Annotated in this window: 17 protein-coding genes; 6 read left to right on the forward strand and 11 right to left on the reverse strand. The window is 51.3% G+C overall.

The window, feature by feature from the left end; genetic code table 11:
* The first annotated feature begins 81 nt into the window (after positions 1 to 81).
* Positions 82 to 375, forward strand: a complete 294-nt coding sequence (locus BUB27_RS06820) for a hypothetical protein (RefSeq protein ID WP_143158817.1) — start codon at positions 82 to 84, stop codon at positions 373 to 375.
* A gap of 48 nt (positions 376 to 423) precedes the next feature.
* Positions 424 to 1,236: an FG-GAP repeat domain-containing protein gene (locus BUB27_RS06825; RefSeq protein WP_159434846.1), complete on the forward strand. Its 813-nt coding sequence runs from the start codon at positions 424 to 426 to the stop codon at positions 1,234 to 1,236.
* An 89-nt stretch (positions 1,237 to 1,325) separates the two neighbouring features.
* Here BUB27_RS06825 and BUB27_RS06830 read toward each other — a convergent pair whose 3' ends face one another.
* The 4 genes from BUB27_RS06830 to BUB27_RS06845 all read right to left on the reverse strand — a co-directional run bounded on the left by BUB27_RS06830 (position 1,326) and on the right by BUB27_RS06845 (position 6,897).
* Complete coding sequence (locus tag BUB27_RS06830; protein WP_143158819.1) at positions 1,326 to 2,480, reverse strand: Gfo/Idh/MocA family protein; 1,155 nt, start codon at positions 2,478 to 2,480, stop codon at positions 1,326 to 1,328.
* A gap of 38 nt (positions 2,481 to 2,518) precedes the next feature.
* A complete protein-coding gene (locus BUB27_RS06835; protein WP_143158820.1) occupies positions 2,519 to 3,559 on the reverse strand; it encodes a sugar phosphate isomerase/epimerase family protein in 1,041 nt (346 codons plus the stop codon).
* A gap of 47 nt (positions 3,560 to 3,606) precedes the next feature.
* Positions 3,607 to 5,121 carry a xylulokinase gene (locus BUB27_RS06840; protein ID WP_143158821.1) on the reverse strand — a complete coding sequence of 505 codons (1,515 nt, stop codon included), beginning with the start codon at positions 5,119 to 5,121 and terminating at the stop codon, positions 3,607 to 3,609.
* 225 nt (positions 5,122 to 5,346) lie between these two features.
* Positions 5,347 to 6,897: an MFS transporter gene (locus tag BUB27_RS06845; protein ID WP_143158822.1), complete on the reverse strand. Its 1,551-nt coding sequence runs from the start codon at positions 6,895 to 6,897 to the stop codon at positions 5,347 to 5,349.
* A 236-nt stretch (positions 6,898 to 7,133) separates the two neighbouring features.
* Here BUB27_RS06845 and BUB27_RS06850 point away from each other — a divergent pair, with 236 nt between their 5' ends.
* Positions 7,134 to 7,904, forward strand: coding sequence for an AraC family transcriptional regulator (locus BUB27_RS06850; RefSeq protein WP_143158823.1), 771 nt, complete (start codon positions 7,134 to 7,136; stop codon positions 7,902 to 7,904).
* Positions 7,905 to 7,911: 7 nt separating this feature from the next.
* Complete coding sequence (hrpB, locus tag BUB27_RS06855; RefSeq protein ID WP_143158824.1) at positions 7,912 to 10,464, forward strand: ATP-dependent helicase HrpB; 2,553 nt, start codon at positions 7,912 to 7,914, stop codon at positions 10,462 to 10,464.
* Position 10,465: 1 nt separating this feature from the next.
* Here the strand turns inward: hrpB and BUB27_RS06860 are convergent, their stop codons facing one another.
* The 5 genes from BUB27_RS06860 to BUB27_RS06880 form a co-directional block, all read right to left on the reverse strand.
* Entirely contained in the window at positions 10,466 to 10,816 is a 351-nt protein-coding gene (locus BUB27_RS06860) for a ribonuclease III domain-containing protein (RefSeq protein ID WP_143158825.1), read from the reverse strand.
* A 7-nt stretch (positions 10,817 to 10,823) separates the two neighbouring features.
* On the reverse strand, positions 10,824 to 11,342 hold the full coding sequence (locus BUB27_RS06865; RefSeq protein ID WP_143158826.1) for a hypothetical protein: 519 nt from the start codon (positions 11,340 to 11,342) through the stop codon (positions 10,824 to 10,826).
* Between the two features lie 217 nt (positions 11,343 to 11,559).
* The gene (locus BUB27_RS06870; RefSeq protein ID WP_143158827.1) at positions 11,560 to 12,234 is read right to left on the reverse strand and encodes a L,D-transpeptidase family protein; all 675 of its coding nucleotides are present in this window, start codon (positions 12,232 to 12,234) and stop codon (positions 11,560 to 11,562) included.
* Between the two features lie 80 nt (positions 12,235 to 12,314).
* Entirely contained in the window at positions 12,315 to 12,923 is a 609-nt protein-coding gene (gene gmk, locus BUB27_RS06875; RefSeq protein ID WP_143158828.1) for a guanylate kinase, read from the reverse strand.
* 53 nt (positions 12,924 to 12,976) lie between these two features.
* A complete protein-coding gene (locus BUB27_RS06880; protein WP_143158829.1) occupies positions 12,977 to 13,774 on the reverse strand; it encodes a DUF3108 domain-containing protein in 798 nt (265 codons plus the stop codon).
* Between the two features lie 215 nt (positions 13,775 to 13,989).
* On the opposite strand from BUB27_RS06880, the gene BUB27_RS06885 reads away from it, so the two are divergent.
* A complete protein-coding gene (locus BUB27_RS06885; RefSeq protein WP_143158830.1) occupies positions 13,990 to 14,610 on the forward strand; it encodes a TetR/AcrR family transcriptional regulator in 621 nt (206 codons plus the stop codon).
* A gap of 79 nt (positions 14,611 to 14,689) precedes the next feature.
* On the opposite strand, the gene BUB27_RS06890 is transcribed toward BUB27_RS06885, so the two are convergent.
* Together BUB27_RS06890 and BUB27_RS06895 are read right to left on the reverse strand one after the other, a co-directional pair.
* Positions 14,690 to 16,243 (reverse strand): glucose-6-phosphate isomerase, encoded by a 1,554-nt coding sequence (locus tag BUB27_RS06890; protein WP_143158831.1) that lies wholly within the window; start codon positions 16,241 to 16,243, stop codon positions 14,690 to 14,692.
* 31 nt (positions 16,244 to 16,274) lie between these two features.
* Positions 16,275 to 16,793: an adenine phosphoribosyltransferase gene (locus BUB27_RS06895; protein ID WP_143158832.1), complete on the reverse strand. Its 519-nt coding sequence runs from the start codon at positions 16,791 to 16,793 to the stop codon at positions 16,275 to 16,277.
* A 239-nt stretch (positions 16,794 to 17,032) separates the two neighbouring features.
* Between BUB27_RS06895 and ccsA the strand changes: the two genes are divergently transcribed.
* Positions 17,033 to 17,755: a cytochrome c biogenesis protein CcsA gene (gene ccsA, locus BUB27_RS06900; protein WP_143158833.1), complete on the forward strand. Its 723-nt coding sequence runs from the start codon at positions 17,033 to 17,035 to the stop codon at positions 17,753 to 17,755.

The following is a 17,755-nucleotide window of genomic DNA, read 5'->3' on the forward strand; positions in this document are numbered from 1 at the left end:
GCGAAGGAGTGCGATGATTTACGCCCATTTTCAAGTCATTAAATTTAGACAAGATATCCTACAGATGGCGCTTTTGGCAGGATGAAACATGTTATTTTGAGTGGCGTAGCTCTGCTGCTTCCACAATTACACGCAGCCTCATTTGAGGAACCACAACTTCTTAAAACTGCCGAGGGGACTCTTTCTGTGGAGTCTCCCGGATATGCCTGCCCGAGTTTGGCCGATATCGACGGTGACGGTAAAAAGGACCTCGTGGTCGGTCAGTTCCGTGGTGGTAAAATTCAGGTCTTCAAGGGGCAAGAGGGCGGCAAGTACGCTGCAGGTGCGTGGCTCCGAGCTGGTGGAAAAGAAGCCAGTGTGCCGGGCGTCTGGTGATGCACCTCATCGACTCCACAGTTTGTGGATCTGAATGGTGATGGTAAGATGGACATCCTTTCCGGCTGCTACGCGGCCAAAGGTGTAAAGCCGATGACTGGCTATTTTTATGTCCTGTGGGGAGAAGACGGTGGAAAGTTCTCTGCTCCTATCCCGCTGAAAGGGGAAGATGACAAGCCCCTCTTGATTGACGAGGAGAGTAACGTGGAGCGTATTTGTACCCGTCCAACAGCAGTTGATTGGGACGGTGATGGAGATTTAGACCTGATTGTAGGTAATTTTAAAGGGACGTTCTACCTCATCAGAGGTGAGGGCAAAGGAGCATTTGCCAATAAGGCAGAGCCTGTCATGGCAGATGGGGCAGCATTGAAAATCTCCGGCGTTCATTCCGATCCAATCTGTGCGGATATTGATGGAGATGGTGATTTGGATCTTTTGTCTGGCTCATCCTCAGGTGGTGTCCAATGGGCCGAGAATACGGCAGGTCCGGGCAAGGAGATCACGCTTAAAGCATTCAAATGGCTGATTGAGCCTACGAAAATCAGTCAGGTCTGGTCAGATGACATTTCCGGTGGGCCTGCGGGATCTACACGAGTCTTTGCGGACGATGTGAATGGTGATGGGAAACTCGATATCCTAGTGGGAGATCAAGTGACGGTCAACGAGCTAGCCAGTGGTGCTACCCGTGAAGACGCCCAGCGCAAGTTTGATGAGATGGCTGAGTTGCGTTCCAAACTACAGAAAGGAACTGGCGAGGAGAGAGCTGCTCTCATGAAAGAATATAGAGACATCAGCAACAGTATGTCTAAGGTGGTGAAAAGTAACCGCACTGGACATGTATGGCTCTACCTAGGGAAGTAAGCCCATAATCATCAAGATGATCATAAAATAAGGCGGCAGGTAATCCTGCCGCCTTATTACGTTAGTAGGTTCTTAGTATAAATGTTGAATTAGCAGTCGAGCTTGGTCCAGGCTGCATTCTTCGCACTGGAGGCCACGACTGCTTCGATGAAGGCCATACCGCGGATACCATCGTCGATGGTCGGGTAATCCTTGGCGACTTCACTTGGGGTTTCTCCGGCTTCGATCGCACGAATGTGGTTGGAGAAATTCAGGTAAAGGTTGGCGAATGCCTCGAGATACCCTTCCGGGTGAGCGGGCGGTGTGCGAGTGCCTGCTTGGGCAGCTTCGCAGAGGTAACCCTGGCCGGTACGGTAGATCTCAGTAGGGCGGTCATTGTACTTCACATAGAGTGAGTTTGGCTCGTTCTGGTGCCATTCAAGACCCGCCTTGGTACCCCAGACACGGATGGCTAGATTGTTCTCTTCACCTACGGCGATCTGTGAGGCGTGTAAAACACCCTTGGCTCCACCTTCGAAGCGAAGGAGCACATTGCCGTCATCATCGAGGCGGCGTCCCGGGACAAAGGCGGTCAAGTCGGCAGCGAGCTCGTCAATGTGGAGGCCTGAGATGACCTCGGCGAGGTTCTCGGCGTGGGTGCCGATGTCACCCATGGCACCCGCGGCGCCAGACTTGGATGGGTCGGTACGCCAGGCGGCCTGCTTCTGATCTTCACTCTCAATGGCTTCTGCAAGCCAGCCCTGTGGGTACTCCACGACGACTTTGCGGATATCACCAAGATGACCGTTGGCAACCAGGTGACGAGCCTGCTTGACCATCGGGTAACCTGTGTAGGTGTGGGTGAGGCCGAAGAGTTTGCCGGATTTCTCAATGATTGGCTTCAGTTCCTTGGCTTCCTGGAGGTTGAGGGTCGCTGGCTTGTCGCAGAGTACGTGGAAGCCAGCTTCGAGAGCTGCTTTGGCAGCGGGGAAGTGGACGTGGTTCGGAGTCACGATGGCTACGAACTGCATGCGCTGATCAGCAGGCAGTGCGTTTTCCTTTTCCATCATCTCTGCGTAAGTGCCGTAGCAACGGTCTGGGGATAGCCCAAGGTCTGCTCCGGAGTCTTTGGAACGCTGAGGGTCTGAGGAGAAGGCTCCACAGACGAGTTCGATCTGCTGGTCGATCGCGGCAGCGATGCGGTGTACGGCACCGATGAAAGCTCCACGGCCTCCACCGATCATTCCCATTCTAATTTTTTCCATGATTCGAGAAAGGTGTTCGTTAGGGTTAGATGCAGGGTTTAGCCTTGTTTTGAGTTATCGAATGCTGAGTCAAAGAGACCGTCCTCGTTTACCGGGAAGTCGAGTTTGCGAAGATACTCGTAGGATTCCTTGGCACCGTGGAAGCGGTCCATGCGGGTGTCTTCCCACTCTACAGAAAGTGGTCCGAAATAGCGGATGTCTGTAAGGGCGGTAATGACTTCACCGAATTTCACATCACCACGGCCGATGGAGCGGAAATCCCAGAAGCGGGATGGATCGCCAAACTCTGTGTGACCGCCGAAGACACCTACTGTGCCGTCACCATGACCGAACCAGGCATCCTTCATGTGGGCGTGGTAGATGCGGTCTGGGAATTCACGGATGAAGCGGATGTAGTCGACACCCTGATAGACGAAGTGAGATGGATCGTAGTTGAAGCCAAAGCGCTTATGGTGGCCTACTGCAGCAAGTGCACGATGGGCAGAAGCGATGTCGAAAGCGATCTCTGTCGGGTGAACTTCGAGGGCGAAGTTGACGTCGCATTCCTCAAAGACATCAAGGATAGGGAGGAAGCGCTTGGCAAAATCGTCGAATCCATTCTGGATATACTCTTGGGATGTCGGTGGGAAAGAGTAGACTGCGTGCCAGATGGAGGAACCAGTGAAGCCGTTCACTACTGGAGCAAGAACATCGTCCTTGTTAGGCTTGGCATCCATGAACTTGCGGCAGGCGCGAGCTGCATTCGCCATGTGCTCTGCCGCACGTTGACGTACACCTTCAGGCTCACCATCACCCCAGACGGATGGGGGAAGGATGGCCTTGTGGCGCTCATCGATATTGTCGCAAATAGCCTGGCCTACCAGATGGTTGGAGATGGCGTAGCAAGTCATGCCGTGGGACTCGAGCAGGGCCCACTTTTCAGTGACGTAGGAATCGTCGGCAAGTGCCTTATCTACATCGAAGTGGTCGCCCCAGCAGGCGAGTTCTACACCGTCATAGCCCATTTCCTTGAGCTTCGGTAGTAGCTCGGCGAGAGGAAGGTCGGCCCATTGTCCTGTGAAAAGTGTGATTGGTCTCATATTGCGGATATATCAATTGGGAACTTTTGCGTAATTGCGTGTCGCGATTATTCTTTAAGGTGATCGGAGAGGGATGCGAGGAATTTCTGAGTAAGTTTTTCGTAGGTTTCGCAAACGGTCGGGTTTGGTTCGCAGAATTTAGAGGAAGGGTCACAGAAGAGTTCTGTGAGAAAGTCGATGTCATGGCCATCCGTGTGCGCGGCGATGAGGGCGGCCCCCAGTGAGGCAGAGGAAGATGTAGAGATTCTTTGCACGGGTCGCTGGAAGATATTGGCGATTGTCTGGCAGACTGAGTTGCTACGTGAGACTCCACCTGTGACCAAGATGGTCTCAGGTAGCTCACCCAGCCACTCCGAGTGATGCTTCATATTGAGAAATTGTCCATCGACCAGAGTGCGTGGCGTAGTCGAACTTTGATCAACGGCTCTCGCCGGAGGTGTGATTTCGGTTTCGTAGAAAGGGAGAGCGGGTATCTCGTCCTCGCTGGGAAGCTTATGTAGAGCTTGGTCAAACTCTTCCCAGGAAATGCCCAAATGCTCTTTCAGGGCAACGCAGGCTAGAGCTCCGTTTTTAAAACATGAGAGAGCCATGTAGCCGCCGATTGGATTTCCAAAGACATGACCGTAACCTTGCGGGTCTGTATGCGGTTCCTTCAGTGCGGAGAACAGAGTGAATGACGTTCCTAGGGATATGATCCACGTGCCAGGTCTGACAACGCCCATACCTACCAATGAGCATGGGTTGTCTCCTGACCACAGACAACATTGAGTGTTGGGGGAGAATCCATATTTGGAAGAAAAGTAGGAAGAGATCTTTCCTGCGATGGTAGTGGTGGCCGCCAGTGGAGGAAGGCGATCCAATGTTCCCTCATGAGTCGCATTGGCCATAGTGGGATCCCAGCTAAGAGTTTCCAGGTTCATCAGGTTCATCCCGGCGCCGTCTCCGTAGTCGATGGCTACTGACTTGCCACAGAGAATCGAGGCGAGAAATGATGAGGCCAGGTGAATCGTGGTCGTCTCATCCCAGCGCTCGCTGTATTGACGTGAATATTTACGAATCTGGGCAGCCGAAAATCGCGGGGTGACGGCAGAGCCAGTTGTGCTGATAGAAACCTCATTGCCGCCTATGGCTTCGATGATTTCATTGCACTCACGGCGTGTGGAGCCGTCCAGCCAAATGGGGGATACAGGTCGAGAGAAACAGCCGATGAGTTGTTCTCTGAGTGAAAGATTAGGGGTGAGAGTGGCGAGGGATGAGTGGAAGCAATCCTTCAGGTAAACGGTGGCATGCTGTTGGCCTGAGCCTGAAATCACCTTAACCCGGTGAAGCGGGGCGTTTTGTTCCTGCATACGGCGGAACAGAAGATCAAGGGCGTCAACCCACATGAGCGGGTCTGAGAAGAACTCATCGGGCTCTGTGCCGCGCACGAAGCCGTGAGTCGTTTTGTACTGTGATAGATCTTGCTCAAAGTTGACCGAAGTCTCATGGATGATCTCTCCATTTTCAGCATCAATGATGATGGCTGAGAGACTTTGTGTAGAGCAATCGAGACCTAAGTACATGTTTCTTTGAATGTCGGCTGACTCAAGTCTAGCGGCATTGCCGTTTACTTGAGTGATGAAATGCTAGGTGATTACGGTGAAGGTAATCACCTGCATGTGTGGGAATTTCGCTGCATACTTAAGCACATCACAGCCAGCCTTAGTACTATATTTTGCGAATTCCTTTAAAGTGTATCGCGCACCTCAGCTGGATGTACTCAATCCGTGCTGAGGTGCGTGAGTAGATTATTCCCAGCTGGCTTCGAGTTCTACTGGCTTGTATCCACCGCGAGACTTGAAGTAGAGGGCAATGAAGCCGAATGCAATTGCTAGCACGATAGGGAACTGTGCTGCATACTTGAGCACATCTCTACCTGCTTTTTTATCATTTGCAGTGAAATCAGCTTTGGCTGTTTCTTTCTCAGTTTCAGGAAGCTCATCTACTACAGTATTGAATTTCTTCGCATCGATCGTTTTGTTGTGCATCCAGAGGAAATTTTTATCCTGCTCTGTCTGCTGCACGAGTGCAGGCTGATCTTTAGTCATACCATCGTGAATAGATTTATCGAAAGCAATTCCCAGTAGCTGGCCGCCTATAATTCCTACAGATAGGAGACCAATAGCTGAAACTGTATTCAGGGTGAGAGCACCCCCGCGAGGGTATCTCTCAGCTACGAAGCCAAGTACACATGGCCAGTAATAGGTTTGACCCAGTGCATAGAGAACGAATGCAATGAAAATAGCTACGCTCGTGGCAGAGGAGAGCCAAATGAGGCCAGCAGCGGACAGGATGCCACTGATGGCAAGTAGTGCTGGCGGTGAAAAGAACTTCAGTACGTTACCCGCGAAGAAGCGGAAGAACATCATAATGCCTGCAGAGATGACCAGAGCGAAACCTGGATTTACATCCATACCCTCAAGTACAGGTCTCATTAGTTTGCTGATCCACTGGTCTGTACCGAGCTCTGCTGTTGCGAGAGGTATCATGAGCAAGCACATAAGGAAAAATAGAGGCTTGCCAATAGATTTGGTGACTGCTCCAAAGAGAAGGCCTACAGCAGCTCCTGCACCAAGACTGATATAGAACCAGTTAGCAGGAAGTTCCCATGTCGTGAGCTTGGCTGTCTGATTACCTATTTCAAAAATAAGAAGGAATGAAGCAAGGGCTGCACTAAGGAAGCCGACTTGCTTGAGCATCTCCATGTATGGGACACCAGCCTTAACGCGTTCATCGACAGGGAACTTGGATTTCAAGAATAAGACACCATAGATTACGACAGGGATCGCCATCCACAATGAGTGGTATCCCCATGGTAGCTTACTGGTGGAGATGATGAGTAAACCTGATGCTACAATACCACACGGCCAAGCTGCGTGGAGAATGGTTAACATCTTAGTTTTTTGTTTGTTGTAGATGCTTGCTGTTACAGGGTTGATAACACATTCAATGATACCATGGCCTAAGCCCGCTAGAATTGCATATCCGTATAGTTGTGCATAGCTGGTTGCGAAACAGGTACCTACAGCTGAAATGAGTTGTAACACAAATGCACCAAACATCGGCCATTTATAGCCCGTTTTATCGATGATTAAACTGAAGCCAATCATTGTGATGGCGATTGGCCAGAGAGAAGCCCCGAAGATTTGCCCTACCTCATGGTTGTCGAGTCCTAGTTGTCCTCCATACTCTCCACCTTTTAATACCCTGAATGCAAAGCCAAAGCCGGCAGCAGCGAGAGAGAGGAAGCATGCCCAGAAGAGCGTTTTACGTTCTTTTTCCGTTAGTTGTGTGTCCATTGACGTGTGTTTTGTTGTGATAGTGGTGTGATCTTGCGACCAGACGCAAAAATCAAATGTAGATGTTGGTCTAGAGGCTTGAATTACGTGTGTCTAGCTCTGAGTTGTTCATCTCTAACGGATTGTTGTGTGTAAAAATCGTCAGATGCTTGCGGTGGGTAGAATGTGGTTTCCTTGTAACTATTATACTTATAAGGTCTGGACGATTTAGCTAATTGGTGATAAATCTGCAGTATATGACAGAGATCGAGGGAATATCAGGCAATCCAAGGGTGGTAGAATTTTTGGAGAAACTGCAACCGGGGCAGATTGCGCCGGTATTGTTCCAGGCTATGCCTGATGTGATCTTCTGGATTAAGGATAAGGAAGGGATCATCATTTTTGTGAATGATGCCTTTGTTAGGGAGATGGGGAAAAGGACTGCCAGTGAGGTGGTTGGGAAGACGGATCGAGATCTGTCGCCAAGTGAGTTGGTGGCTATTTATGAGGCTGACGACCTTCACGTGATGACGACAGGAGAGGCTATCTGGAATAAAACTGAGCTCATCAGTAATTCATCTGGAGGAGTCGAGTGGCGTGCCACGAGTAAGGTTCCGCTCTATGACCGTGAGGGAGTTCTGATTGGTACTGCTGGACTTGCGCGAAAAGTCGGTGTGGATGAAGGTCTGCCAGTGCCTACCCAGCACCGAGATATCGCTTCCATTATCGGGGCTATCTATAAGACTGTTGACCGTGATGTGAAAGTTAGCGATCTGGCAGAGGCCGCGGGAATGTCCGTAAGTACTCTGGAGAGAACTTTCAAGGAACACATGGGGACCACGCCCAAGCAGTTTATCATTCAGGCAAAGATTTCTACGGCATGCGAGCGCTTGCTGGGCTCCCAGATGAGTGTGAAGGAGGTGGGGGCTAGTGTGGGCTACACGGATCATGCCAATTTTACCCGAGGCTTCCGCAAGATCATGAACATGAGCCCGACCGAATACAGGCGTTCCTACAAACGTAAATAGTTCAACCATGGGCGATCTGCCAGTGTATGAGGTGAGGGAGGCTTTGCTAAAGTCTCTTGGTGAAGAAAAGCAGGCTCGTATCCTGCTGCGTGCTCCTACGGGGTCAGGTAAATCAACGGCCGTGCCCTTGATGTTGTTAGATAGTGGGCTGGTTGATGGGATGATTGTCGTGGTGCAGCCTCGCCGCATTGCGGCCCGCATGCTGGCTAGGCGAGTCTCATCGGTGAGGGGAGTAAAGCTCGGTAGGGAAATCGGTTATGTGGTGCGGCATGATAACAAAATGAGCGAGCATACCCGTGTGGTGTATGTGACCGATGGTGTGCTGCAGCGCTGGTTGAATGAAGCTGGAAATCTGCGCGGCGTAGGTGCTGTGCTATTTGATGAATTCCATGAGCGCAGGCTACCAAGTGATCTCTGTTTGGCACATTGCTTGGATCTTCAGGAGGGGGCTAGGCCTGATCTTAAGGTTGCTGTGATGTCTGCGACTTTAGAGGTGGCTGGGCTGGAAAAGTATTTGGCACCTTGTGAGCTGATAGAGGCTGGCGGAAGGACATTTTCCGTGGAGATTGCTTATCGGGCTCCTCAGGTGGTCACGAAACGGGGAGGTAATAGCCGGGAAGGTATCTGGGATAGGGCTGCTGTCGCCGTAAAAGAGGTGATCAAGGACAGTGACTGTGGTCATGTGCTGGTCTTTATGCCGGGGGTTTACGAGATTCGTAGGACTGTCGAGTTGATTGAGCGAGCCTCATGGAGTCAAGGCTGGAAGGCGCTTCCGCTATACAGTGCCTTGAGTCCTGAAAAGCAAGATGAAGCCGTTTATGGTGAGACGGGTAAAAAGATCATCGTTTCTACGAATGTGGCTGAGACATCCTTGACCATTGATGGAGTGAGGACGGTAATAGATGCGGGGCTTGCCAGAGTCTCACATTATGATCCTTTACGCGGTGTAGATACGCTTTTGATACAAAAGATTTCGCGTGCCAGCGCCGAGCAGAGAGCGGGTCGTGCTGGTCGTACTGCTCCTGGACGATGCATTCGCCTGTGGAGTGAGTCAGAGCATGGTAGGCGCGAGGCCTTTGAATTGCCCGAGGTACAGCGCGTAGATCTGGCGGAGACCATTCTTGAACTCAAGGCCTGGGGTGAGAGAGATGTCATGGGCTTTCGCTGGCTGGATAAACCCAAAGAGGAATCAGTGGCGGAAGCTGAGGAGATGTTGCGGGAGCTGAAAGCTATTGATCGTGAGGGGGAGCTCAGTGAGGAGGGCAAGCGTATGGCCAAACTGGGGCTGCACCCTCGCTATGCTCATTTGTTGTTAGCTGCTGATAGAGAATCTTGTGTGGCTGAGGCTGCCTTTGCTGCGGCCAGCGTACAGGGGGAAGGCATTTTCGTGCGTAAGGGGGGAAGTGAATTTGGCAGAAATGCCTTCGTCTATGATGAGGATGGATCTGATTTTGAGAGCGAATGGCGTGCCTTCGACTCTGCTAGACGGATGAATTTTGACCCCAGGCGTTGTAATGACTTGGGGATTTCAGGTCGTGGATCTCGTGAAGTCATGATGAATCTCGAACAGCTGCGAGCAGTTTGTAAACGGGCGGGGCTGAATTGGCACGAGGTTGATTTCTCGAAGAACCAAGAAGCATTTAGCCGGACGATGCTGGCTGCCTTCAGTGACCGCCTGGCTATTCGCCTGAACAAAGGGACTCTGGCCTGTAGGCTCAGTGGGGGGAGGAAAGGCAAGCTCGATGCGGAGAGTGCTGTGAAGGGACAGGAGGTCTTTCTGGTCACGGAAATGAGAGAAGTCGATGGCAAGGAGGTGGTCGTCTACCTGAATCGCTGTGTGGGCGTCACGCTGGACGCTGTGAAGAAGATGTTTCCGGATGATTTCAGGGAGGTGGATCAGGCTGTCTATGATGAGACGATCCGAAGGGTGGTCAGGCGCTCTGAGACGAGGTTTCGGGATCTAGTGATTACGAGTAAGGATGGAGGGGAACCCGATGCCGAGGCTGCAGCGTTCTTGCTGGCTGAAAGGGTTGCTAATGGCGAGCTGAAGCTGAAGAAATGGGGAGCTGAAGCTGAGCAGTGGATTGCCCGCCTGCTCTGTTTGCGTGATTGGATGCCTGAACTGGAATTGCCGGGCTTTGATGAGGAGGATCGCGCCATTGCCTTTGAGCAAATTTGTGAGGGGGCTCTCGGCTACAAGGATATCAAGGACAGGGAGGTAATGCCGGCTTTACGTGGATGGCTGTCAGCAGCTCAGACTGCCGCCTTGGACGCTTACGCTCCGGTGAAAATCAAACTAGCGAACGGGCAGATGACCAAGGTGCGCTATGAAGTGGGAAAACCGCCGGCAATTTCCATGCAGGTTCAGCGGCTTTTCGGTGTCAAAGAATCTCCAAGCTTGGCTGGTGGTGCCGTGAAGGTGCTGGTGAATATCTGTGCCCCGAATCAACGGCCTTGGCAAATGACTCAAGACCTCGCTGGATTCTGGGAATCTGGCTTTGAGCAGATGAGGAAAGACTTGGGCGGCCGCTACCCTAAGCACAAGTGGACTTTGGATTAATCTACTTCTTCTTCTGTTTGCGGAGTTTACGAGGGAGCTGGGTCGCCACATGGCGCTGGTATTGCTTCTCTTTCTCGAGGAACTTCGGGTAGAGGTTTTCAGCAATCCAGTCGAACCCGGCCTGTAGGCCGTTCTCTTTGTAGACGCGGCCGATTTCGGCCTCTACAGAAGTGGGGTTACCCGCGCAGCGAAGAAAGTCATTGGAGGTAAAGCGGACAAACATCTCGCCATCCATGGCTCCATGCTCTTGGAGGATCCACTCACGGACATAGAGGGCCAGAACGGCGTCGCCAATCCAGGCTTCTTCGCGTTCGATCGTGATAGCTTCGTCTTTTTTCTTCGGTGCTGCCATGGCGGGCTCACCTTCCATTTTCCATGTGTTTTCGTAAAGCAGTTTCCGACTCGGAATCCCAATATCCGCTCTCAAGTTCGACATACACGCTGGTGTAGGGGAGTGATGTCTGGGATTTGATGACCAGAATCCGGTATTTCTTGCCAGATTCCAGTACGATCGAGCGCATCGTGCTCTCTGGGAGTGCATAGGCCTCGTAGCCGTGCAGAGCTTCATGCAGCTTTTCTCTGTGACGTGTGATTCCTGGAGCATAGTCCTCCTGTAGCTCCTGAGACTCCCGCGTTACGTAGATGCGTGGTTTCACATGTCCGCTGCTTTCCATGCTTTGGATGACCTCGTGAAGCGTAGAGGGGAGGTCTGTGGGGGAGATAATAGTGTGTGAAACTGAATTGCCCAGAGCGGGGAATGAGGAGTCCGTGACGATGATCCAGTTCAAGGCTCCAAGGCTATTGATTTCCGAGTCCAAAGCATTGACCCAGAGAGCTGGAGGTTTGGACGAGGAATTCAGGCAGGATGCAAACAGCACGCTGCTGAGACATAAGAGTATTTTATGAGTAAGAACCATAAAGGTGAATGGAAGCCGGAATGCTAACAAGTAGTGGGAAACTAGCCGCTTCTGACGACATCCATACGTTGGAGTAGAGCTAGTTATTTCGCCAGAAGAAAAATTGAGACCAGGGGGAAATGAAAAAGCTCCGGCTAGGCGGAGCTTTTGAGTTGGAAAAGTTTTTATCTCGTTGAGGCTATGGCTGAACGGTGACAGGGGTGCCGATCTTGACCTTGTTGTAGACGATCTTCACCACGCTTCCGGGAGTCCGGATACATCCATGGGAGGCTGGGTAGCGGGGGACGCGGCCACGGTGCATGCCGATTCCGTCCCAAGTGAGTCTCATCCAGTTAGACATGAGAGCGCCCTCGAAACGGCCTCCTTCTGGAATTGGGTCGACAGCCTTATTGGCGTTAGAATTGACTACATTGCCTTCGGCGTCATAGATCTTGCCGTAGAGGTTAGAGCGCTTCTCGGCAGGAACTTTTTCTAGTACTGAGAAATTGCCTGTGCGAGTCGGGAATTTGGAGTTACCAGACGAGATCGGGTAATCCATGGCAAGCTGATTGCCGTTATAGAGTTTAGCGCGCTGCAAACTCAAATCGATGATGATTTTGGAATTTGTCTCATTGGTGGCAGCCAGCACATTCCCATTCTTGTAGACCTTGTATGTTTTGGGGTACTCAGGTAGAGCTGTAAAATGCTGGTAGGTACCAGGCTTGAATGGATTCACATAGACAGCCTTGATTGGCTTTACCTGGTTGGGGTTCGGAGTCGGAGCTGCGCCTGGGCCACAGCTGGTCGCCAAGCTGACTACGCTTCCGAGGAGTAGGCTCTTGATCAGGAGGGTTCTGATTCGGTGTTTATTCATTTGGTGAATGGGTGAAGACGAACTCAGCTTATGCGGGAAGACTTAAATATCAAGTAACTTCGGCTTCTTAGATCGTGTCATTATTGGTTCAAGTCAGTGGTCCTGCTGGTTTTAAGGCGTTCGGCCTCAAGTAGAGATTTGAAAAGAGCATAGTCGTTTTCCCGGGTGGAGGAGATCAGGCGGTAGGTGTATTTCGGCCATTGGCTGATTTCTCCAAGTGAGTTTTTCATGCGCCTTTCGATGATTTCAGGGTCATCCGTGGCTCGATTGGTGAGCCTGGCCCTGAGTTCTTCCTCATTGGGGGGCATGACAAACAAGTCGACCAAGGCATTGGAGATGACCGGGTCAGGACAGGCTCTCACGAGGTCGGCCCCTTGGACGTCGATGTCCATCACCACGTCGATGCCTTGCTCTAGTTTGGCGACTACTTCGGAGTGAAGGGTGCCGTAGTAGTTGCCATGGACTTCCGCATGTTCAATGAAATCCCCTTGCTCAACTTTGCTGATGAATTCCTCTCTGGAGAGGAAGAAGTAGTCCGTGCCGTGGGTTTCACCTGGGCGAGGAGGGCGCGTGGTGCAGGAAATAGCGTAACTGGCCTCACCTTCTTCGGCGAGACGTCTGCAGAGTGTGGTTTTTCCCGAACCGGAAGGGCCTGATACGAGATAGAGGATACCTGTTCTTTCTGGCATGCGGTTAGTTGGAGATAGAACGGGGATCTCTGCAAGCTTGGAGATGAAGAACTTTACATGGCCTCTTTTTTGGTGAGGACAGAGCGGACATCGCCAACAAACACCTCGGTACGTAATTCTACAGGGAGGCGTTCCTCGTCATCACTGATCCACATGGTTGCTCGTTTGAGCTTTTTGTATTCCTTCAACTCCATGGATTTGATGTCAATTTTCCTAAGGCGTATATCAAGCTTGATACATTTGACGCCATTGTGAGTCTCTCGGCCAAGTACTGTAATGTTGGTGTAATAGGGTGATGTGAAGGGGAAGAGGCAAAGGTTGATCTTGTCACCGTCATTCAGCTCCAGGCTTCTCAGGTAGAGGTAACAAGTGACTGAGTCGTGAACAGTTTTAAAATCAAAGGTCTTGTCCTTCGTTTTGACTTTCTTGGATGAGGGTATGGTTGTGCTGGAGCGGTGGATGACCTTGCTGCTCTTGTAGGAGTTTTTAGTGTCGATGATCTCGCCGTCATCGTTTTCCTTGGCGACGAAGAGCACTGGCTTGTGCTGTTTCAGTGTAGAGAAAGAGGTGTAGGTGAAGGAATAGGGGAAAATGGCAGCAGCGGCGCCAGTGGAGCGACCATACATGTGAGATATGAAGGCGCGGGGGTAGCGTTCATCTTTTTTGCCAAGTTCGATGACCATGGTGCCGGACTTGATTGCTCCGTTCCAACTCATCTCGTAGGTGAGTTTGACAGGTTTTACATTAGGGTGGCTTCCCGGTTTGAATGCTTGAACGCTTTCCTGCCACTCAGCTTGGGAACAGGTGATGCTGGAGATGAGCAGGAGGCTGCTTAGAATACGACACTTCATAAATAGCTATAATTGCATTATTATCTTATCCCGCATCAGCCATGGGGCAAATAGTAAATTGTGGCGAATCTGCCGATCGAGGGGGCTTGTAGTAACTAGCGGCAGTGAGTATTTAAATAATCGTTCGTTAGATAGATTGCAAATTTACAAAGAGTAAGTAGAATAGTTTGGAACGGTCAGTTTTTTACAATCAGAAACCTGGATTCTATACATAGATGAGTACAAGAGAGCAGATTTTAGACGCAGCATGGAAATTATTCGGAGAAAGAGGGTTTGAGGATGTCTCCGTACGTGATGTGACCAACGCCGCAGGTGTCAATCTAGCTTCGGTTAGTTATCATTTTGGTAGTAAGACAGGGCTGATTCAGGAGGTTGTCAAAAAGACTCTCAATCCAGCCAACCAGCACCGTCTCGAGCTGTTGGACAAGTTTGCCAAGGAGTATGGGGGAATTGATAAAATTCCTATCAGGTCGATTGTGGATGCATTTGTGCGCCCGGTGTCCTTTCCAGAGGAACATGGAAGTAATCAGGACATAGTTGCCCGTTTGGCAGCTCGTTATTTGATCGAGAGGGATTACAATGTGCCTAATCCGGTGATTATGCTATTTGGGGAAGTCTTTAAAAAGTTTGTGGTAGCGATGAAGTATCAGCTGCCCAATCTGAGTGAGGATGTGATTTTGAATCGCTTTCTGTTCTGTACAGGCTCCACCCTGCACTACCACTCATTTTCAGGTCTTGCGTCCAAGATAGCAGGGCACAATGTCGTGCCAGAACCTGAGGAGCGCTATCAGCAGTTACTAGACTTCTGTGTCCATGGCTTCGGCGGTGGCCAGTGAGAAAAGGAAATATTCTTTATACAAAAAAGCCACTGGTCTGATAACCAGTGGCTTTTTGCTAAATATAATGAAGTGCTCCTTACAGCTTGAAGGTGTCTTCAGCTGGGGTGTCACCCTCTGCGTGCATCGCCTCACCGTTTGCAGCAAGGTGAACGAGAGCATGATAAACCTCTTCCGGATCGTTAAAAGTAGCTTCAGCGATGTCATCAGCGGTCTTGTCCCAACCAGTGAGGGCACCACGGACCTGATTCAGCAGCTCCAGGAATGTAGCGGCGGCTTTCTTGCCTGCCTCTACACCAGGCTGGTGGTAGGCGTTGATGTTGACCAATGAGGCGTAGAAAGACACTGCACGTTCGAAGAGTGCGATGAGCATGCCAAGGCTGTGTGGAGTGACTTCCTGAATGGAGATAGTCACGGACTTGCGGCCTGACTCGTATAGCGCCTTGCGAGTACCACGCAGGAAGCCCTGCAGGTAATCGGCTGAGGTGTTGCCTGGCTCTACTTCGATAGACTCACCATTACGTCCCTTGCGTACCTCGATGAAGGTCGTGAAGAAGTTATGGACGCCATCACGGAGTTGCTGCACGTAGGCGTGCTGGTCGGTGGATCCTTTGTTGCCGTATACTGCGATGCCCTGGTTGACGACGTTGCCGTCGAGATCGTGCTCTTTACCAAGGGATTCCATGACGAGCTGCTGGAGGTACTTGGAGAAGAGAACGAGGGAGTCTTTGTATGGGAGGACGACCATGTCCTTCTCACCTTTGCCGTTGCCGGCGTGATACCAGGCAAGAGCGAGCTGCATCGCGGCGTTGTTACTGAGCTCGGTAGAGCGGGTGCGCTCATCCATTTCAGTGGCACCGGCGAGGAAGGTGTCGATATCGATTCCTTGGAGTGCTGCTGGCACGAGACCTACGGTGGACATCACGGAAGTACGACCGCCAACCCAGTCTTCCATCGGGAAGGTGGTGATCCACTTGTTCTCAGTGGCGTAATTGAAGAGCTTGGAGCCTTCACCTGTGATCGCGACGGCGTGGTGCGCGAAGTTGAGCTGCTGGTCTTCGAAGTATTCTTGAGCTTCCAGCATGCCGTTACGGGTTTCTGGAGTGCCGCCGGACTTGGAAACTACAAGAGCGAGAGTTTTGTTCAGGCCGTTGCCGATCTTAGCAAGAGTCTTGTCGATGCCTGCAGGGTCGGTGTTATCAAAGAAGAAAGTCTTCAGCTTGGAGTCGAATCCCAGAGCATCATAGACAAGCTGTGGGCCGAGAGCCGAACCGCCGATACCGATGATGAGAAGATTCTCAAAACGTCCACCTGATGGAGGAGCGATGTCTCCATTGTGAACCTTATCTGCAAATTCTTTGAGAGCCTTGAGCGGCTCTGTGATCTGTGCCTTGAGTTCTTCGCTTGGAGCTAGATCAGCGTTGCGAAGCCAATAGTGGCCAACCATGCGGCCTTCGTCTGGGTTGGCAATGGCGCCGGATTCAAGAGCCTTCATGTCTGAGAACGCTTTCTCAATCTTAGGACCCATTTCATCGATGAAGCTGGGCTGGATATCCATCAATGAGAGGTCGATGGTGAATCCGAGATTTGAGTAGCGGACCAGGCTCGAGTTGTAGTTGTTCCAGTTAGACATAATTGTTTTGTGCTAGAGTGGGGTGTGTACTTTAGAAAGTGATGATGGATTGGACGTTGTCGAGAGCGAGCTTGCTGCGACCTTCCAGAAAGCTTAGCTCCACAAGAAATGAAGCGCAGACTGTCTCAGCCCCGAGTGTGCGGAGGAGTTCTATGGCCGCTGCGGCAGTTCCGCCAGTGGCAAGTAAGTCATCAATCAACAGGACTTTTTCACCTGGTTTGATGGCGTCCTTGTGTACTTCGATCGTATTGGTGCCGTACTCCAAGGTATAAGAGAGAGAATGAGTCTCCCAAGGTAGCTTGCCTTGCTTGCGGATCGGGACAAAGCCTGCATTCAGAGCGATGGCTGCGGGGGCGCCGAATATGAAGCCTCTGGCGTCAATGCCAGCGACTTTATCGATCTGGTGCTCACTGACTGTATCCACGAGAAGTTCCACGCTGCGGCGAAGCAATTTTGCATCAGATAAGATGGGGGTGATGTCTTTGAAGATGATTCCCGGCTTGGGGAAATCTACCACATCACGGATAGCTTGTCGGAGCGTGTCAGGCATAGCCCTGATAGAATAGGGTGTTCTGGGAAAATGCACGCAAAAAACAGGTTGGCGTGAGATAGTAAGTCGCGTGTCGTTTCTGGCGGGGTCGTCGGTGTCCAGGCAGAGCGAGGCAGAATAATTGACCTATCGAGTCGAGGATCATTGCTATCTGGTCTTGATTGTGGGTCTGCCTCGTGCATGGTTCTCTCGTGACGGAGGTGAACATAGCGTTGATCATAGCGGCGGTGCTAGCAGGCATGGCCGGGTATTTAGGCATGGTTTCGGTACACCACAACAAACGGAGCCGTTGGACGGTCGTGTGGATGTTCTTCTCGTTCTTGAGCCAATGCATGGTTTTAGCCGGCAGAGGTGAATTGCGTGGCCAATGTCCATTGGGCGATTTTGGAGAGATTCTGGTCTTTCTCGCCTGGTCGATGACGATGTTTTATCTGGTCATTGGATCTACCTACCGTCTTTCCCTGCTTGGGGTATTCTCAGCACCTCTGGTCTCACTGATGCTCTTTATTGCGGCGATCCCTGGGGTCATGGAGGCTAATCCGGAGAAAGCCATGAAGATCGATCCATGGGACGAGGCTCACGCAGCGCTCTCGGTATTGGGGTATGGGGCTCTTGGCTTGGCGGCGATCGCCAGTGTGATGTTCATGGTGCTCAACAAGCAGCTGAAGGCACACCACACCAAGTCAGGTTTGTTCAAGAAACTGCCTCCTGTCCATTCAATCGTTGTCTCTGTAGTCAGGCTGACTGGTGTGGGGACCATGGTTTTGAGTGCGGGGATTTTCTGTGGATTGATGATGAAATCTGGTGGCGGCGGTGCCCATCTGTGGGTTGCCATCGGAGTTTGGCTCAGCTATGCCGCGCTCTTGGCAGTGTGGATAATCCGGGGTATGACGCCCTCCAAACTGGCGCTGAGCTCAGTCAGCTTGTTTGTAATCTCTCTCTTGGTATTCGCAGCTCTCTAG

Source organism: Rubritalea squalenifaciens DSM 18772, from assembly GCF_900141815.1.
Taxonomy (GTDB): Bacteria; Verrucomicrobiota; Verrucomicrobiia; order Verrucomicrobiales; family Akkermansiaceae; genus Rubritalea; species Rubritalea squalenifaciens.

What these genes read in the sequence shown, in the direction of transcription:
- BUB27_RS06820 (WP_143158817.1), top strand. Translation starts at nt 82, where the DNA reads ATGAAACATGTTATTTTGAGTGGCGTAGCTCTGCTGCTTCCACAATTA.
- BUB27_RS06825 (WP_159434846.1), top strand. Translation starts at nt 424, where the DNA reads ATGGACATCCTTTCCGGCTGCTACGCGGCCAAAGGTGTAAAGCCGATG.
- BUB27_RS06830 (WP_143158819.1), bottom strand. Translation starts at nt 2,480, where the DNA reads ATGGAAAAAATTAGAATGGGAATGATCGGTGGAGGCCGTGGAGCTTTC.
- BUB27_RS06835 (WP_143158820.1), bottom strand. Translation starts at nt 3,559, where the DNA reads ATGAGACCAATCACACTTTTCACAGGACAATGGGCCGACCTTCCTCTC.
- BUB27_RS06840 (WP_143158821.1), bottom strand. Translation starts at nt 5,121, where the DNA reads ATGTACTTAGGTCTCGATTGCTCTACACAAAGTCTCTCAGCCATCATC.
- BUB27_RS06845 (WP_143158822.1), bottom strand. Translation starts at nt 6,897, where the DNA reads ATGGACACACAACTAACGGAAAAAGAACGTAAAACGCTCTTCTGGGCA.
- BUB27_RS06850 (WP_143158823.1), top strand. Translation starts at nt 7,134, where the DNA reads ATGACAGAGATCGAGGGAATATCAGGCAATCCAAGGGTGGTAGAATTT.
- hrpB (WP_143158824.1), top strand. Translation starts at nt 7,912, where the DNA reads ATGGGCGATCTGCCAGTGTATGAGGTGAGGGAGGCTTTGCTAAAGTCT.
- BUB27_RS06860 (WP_143158825.1), bottom strand. Translation starts at nt 10,816, where the DNA reads ATGGCAGCACCGAAGAAAAAAGACGAAGCTATCACGATCGAACGCGAA.
- BUB27_RS06870 (WP_143158827.1), bottom strand. Translation starts at nt 12,234, where the DNA reads ATGAATAAACACCGAATCAGAACCCTCCTGATCAAGAGCCTACTCCTC.
- gmk (WP_143158828.1), bottom strand. Translation starts at nt 12,923, where the DNA reads ATGCCAGAAAGAACAGGTATCCTCTATCTCGTATCAGGCCCTTCCGGT.
- BUB27_RS06880 (WP_143158829.1), bottom strand. Translation starts at nt 13,774, where the DNA reads ATGAAGTGTCGTATTCTAAGCAGCCTCCTGCTCATCTCCAGCATCACC.
- BUB27_RS06885 (WP_143158830.1), top strand. Translation starts at nt 13,990, where the DNA reads ATGAGTACAAGAGAGCAGATTTTAGACGCAGCATGGAAATTATTCGGA.
- BUB27_RS06890 (WP_143158831.1), bottom strand. Translation starts at nt 16,243, where the DNA reads ATGTCTAACTGGAACAACTACAACTCGAGCCTGGTCCGCTACTCAAAT.
- BUB27_RS06895 (WP_143158832.1), bottom strand. Translation starts at nt 16,793, where the DNA reads ATGCCTGACACGCTCCGACAAGCTATCCGTGATGTGGTAGATTTCCCC.
- ccsA (WP_143158833.1), top strand. Translation starts at nt 17,033, where the DNA reads ATGGCCGGGTATTTAGGCATGGTTTCGGTACACCACAACAAACGGAGC.